Source organism: Roseiarcus sp. (genome assembly GCF_052145395.1).
Classification (GTDB): domain Bacteria; phylum Pseudomonadota; class Alphaproteobacteria; order Rhizobiales; family Beijerinckiaceae; genus Roseiarcus.
This window is the reverse complement of sequence record NZ_JBKQOT010000051.1, coordinates 1-2,678: the sequence shown is the minus strand read 5'-3', so window position 1 is coordinate 2,678 and position 2,678 is coordinate 1. Positions and strand designations below refer to the sequence as shown.

Below are 2,678 nucleotides of genomic sequence, written 5' to 3'. Positions count from 1 at the left end.
CGGTATAGGCAACTGCCGTCAAGTCGTTACCGCCATTGGGCAGGTTCTCGACCAGGTTCTTGTCGAAGGAGGTGGTCATGTCGGCCACCTCGGTCTGCAGCACTTCCGCAGCGGCGTTGACTTCAACCACGGTTCCGGAAGCGGTGCCGACTTCCAACTTCGCATTCACGACTGTCGCCTGGGGCCACGCTCGACCATGCGCTCGAGAATTTCGAGCGCAGCGGGCAGCGCTGGTTCGACGCGGAACTCCACCGCACGCGCGGCGAAATCCTTGTCGAAGACAGTCCGGCCGATCCGGCCGCCGAGGAGGCGTTTCTCGCCGCGCTCGCCGTCGCGAGCCGTCAGAAGGCCCGCAGCTTCGAACTGCGCGCCGCGCTCTCGCTCGCAAAGCTCTATCGCGCAACCGGCCGCGACGCCGACGCGCACGCCGTGCTCGGCCCCGCTCTGGAGGGCTTTGCGCCGACGCCGGAATTTCCAGAAATTGTGAAGGCAATAGAGTTCGTGGCCGCCACCGAGGCCAGTGCAAGACAGTGACGAGACCATCGCCTATGCGCATTTCGAATGGCAGGAATCCCCCCACTTGCGACGTCGCTTGACCAGGCGTGGAATTGGCGCTCACGGCCCAACTGATATGAGACGTCCGCCATCGCGATCTCGAACGACCGGTTAACGTCGACTCCAGCCGTTCGCTGCGCGCAAAAGAGCAGTCGTTCGGCGACGGTGGGATAGATGGGTCAAATAAGCGGACGGTGCCATCGCGCGCAGAAGAGAACGGTGGGGTTGGCGGAAGGGTGTTCACTTCGCACGACCTTTGGCATTCGCTTCAAGCCGCATCGCTCCGCCCCCACGGACCATAGTCTTGCCCGTCTCCGCCCCCGACCGCTCGCCGCCGCCCCTCAGGCCTTTTGCAGCAGCAGGTTCTGGTAGACCCGCAGTTGCACCGTCGCGGCGTCGAGGAGCGGCGTGTCGAGGCCGAGTCTGAGCGCCCTCGACGTGAGATCGCCGAGAATGTGCTCGACTTCGACCGGCAGGCCGTTCTGAATGTCGCGGTACACCGAGGTCACGAGACCCGATCCCCTGGCGGTCAGGATCGTCTTGGTCCCCTCTACGAACTTTTCGCGCGGCGGATGGCCAGACGCGGCGGCGACGGCGGTCGTCTCGGCGAGGCAACGCAGCGTCACGTCCGCCCCGCCCTCGGCCGCTTCGATCGCGCCGACAGTGCCGCGTAGAAGGCAGGTGGCGGCGCTGGCGCTCGCCAGCATCACCCACATCTCCACATCTCCTGCAGGATGGCGGTGCTCAATCGGGCGTCGAACCCGGCGCCCCGAAGCTCGGCGTCGAGCGCTCTGGCCCGCTCCGTGAGGCTGCCGTCCCGCTCGCCGTAGGTCAGCGCCTCCAGACCGCTGGTGAGCTGGACGATGCGGCCGTGCCGGTCGAGCGCCACCGCGACCACACAGACGCCGCCGAGCACGGGCGCCTCGCCGAACCGCTCCACGAGAAGGGCGATGTGCCGCATGCCGTTGAGGAACGGCAGGATCATGGTCTCCGGCCCGACGGCCGGGCCGAAGTCGTCGAGCGCGCGCTCAAGCCCGAAAGCCTTGACCGCCAGGAGCACGACGTCGAACAGCTCGGTCGGCGCGCCCGCGACGAGCAGGCGCGGCTTTATTCTGAGGTCGCCGTGCGGGCTGAGGACCCTGAGGCCGACGCGCCGGAGCTTGTCGGCCCGCGCCGGCCGCACGAGAAAGGTTACGTCCCGCCCCGCGTGGGCGAGCCGGGCCCCGAAATATCCGCCGGTCGCGCCGGCGCCGACGACCAGAATGCGCATGGCTCCGTCTCCCTGTTCAATCGGTCTTCGGCTGCGGCGCCAGCACCGGCGGCGGCGCGCCGAGCGCGCGACGCTTGGAGAGCTGGCGCAGAGCTACAACGTGGCGCGGGCGACGATTTCAAGGCTGGGGGTCTGATCATCAACGCGGCTCGAAACTCAAGCTTGCGCCCTATTTTGACAGGCAGGACCCGAGAATGAGTTTCGAGAGACGGGTTGGTCTATTTGGCTGTCCGGGAGACCCACTCGTAGACCGGCCGCAGCCGGGTGATGGCTTGGTCCATCGCGGCGTCTAGCCTATCGTCATCCCCGCCCGGCTCGGCCTCGATCGGCGTGGTGATGACGAGATGCGGAGACACCCCGCCCATCGGCGGCGCAGCCAGCCGCTTTTCTCCGGTGTCGAGCACAGTGACGGTCTGCGTCGCCCGGGCGCGGAACTGCCGGCTCGGGTCGAGACAGCCCTTCGCCTGGATCAGCATCTGACGCCAAAGCTGAGCATCGATCTCCGAAAGGAGAGGACGCCGCCCGCCGATCAGGTGCTCCACGATGTCGTAACGCGAGGTGCCCTGCCACGCGTCGCACGCGAGCGTCAGCTGAATCCGGCCGGCGTCGACCTTCGCCTTGATCGACTCGATCGTGGGCCGAGCGAGTTCCGACAGGATAAAGTCAGTGATCAGCCAGTTGCCGCCGCCCTTGGCCGAGCCTTCGAGGTTGACGCCGAGTCGAATCTCTACGGTGTTCCGGTCGACGTGGATGTTCCACTGCACGCCCTTCACGTCGTCGCTGTAGCCGAAGCCGGGACTCTTCCACTGCCCGAACGGCTTGCCGCCGCCCTTGATCTACAGCCGCCTCGCCC

At 66.8% G+C, this 2,678-nt stretch carries 4 protein-coding genes; all 4 read right to left on the bottom strand.

Going from position 1 to position 2,678, the window contains the following annotated elements; all coding sequences use genetic code 11:
* Positions 1–165: 165 nt before the first annotated feature.
* The 4 genes from ACLP25_RS01805 to ACLP25_RS01790 all read right to left on the bottom strand — a co-directional run bounded on the left by ACLP25_RS01805 (position 166) and on the right by ACLP25_RS01790 (position 2,589).
* Complete coding sequence (locus tag ACLP25_RS01805) at positions 166–543, bottom strand: hypothetical protein (RefSeq protein WP_442467539.1); 378 nt, start codon at positions 541–543, stop codon at positions 166–168.
* 353 nt (positions 544–896) lie between these two features.
* Positions 897–1,271, bottom strand: a complete 375-nt coding sequence (locus ACLP25_RS01800; protein WP_442467538.1) for a ketopantoate reductase C-terminal domain-containing protein — start codon at positions 1,269–1,271, stop codon at positions 897–899.
* Positions 1,262–1,825, bottom strand: a complete 564-nt coding sequence (locus ACLP25_RS01795) for a 2-dehydropantoate 2-reductase N-terminal domain-containing protein (RefSeq protein ID WP_442467537.1) — start codon at positions 1,823–1,825, stop codon at positions 1,262–1,264. The genes ACLP25_RS01800 and ACLP25_RS01795 overlap by 10 nt, the downstream gene beginning before the upstream one ends.
* A 218-nt stretch (positions 1,826–2,043) precedes the next feature.
* Complete coding sequence (locus tag ACLP25_RS01790; RefSeq protein WP_442467536.1) at positions 2,044–2,589, bottom strand: hypothetical protein; 546 nt, start codon at positions 2,587–2,589, stop codon at positions 2,044–2,046.
* Between the last annotated feature and the right edge of the window lie 89 nt (positions 2,590–2,678).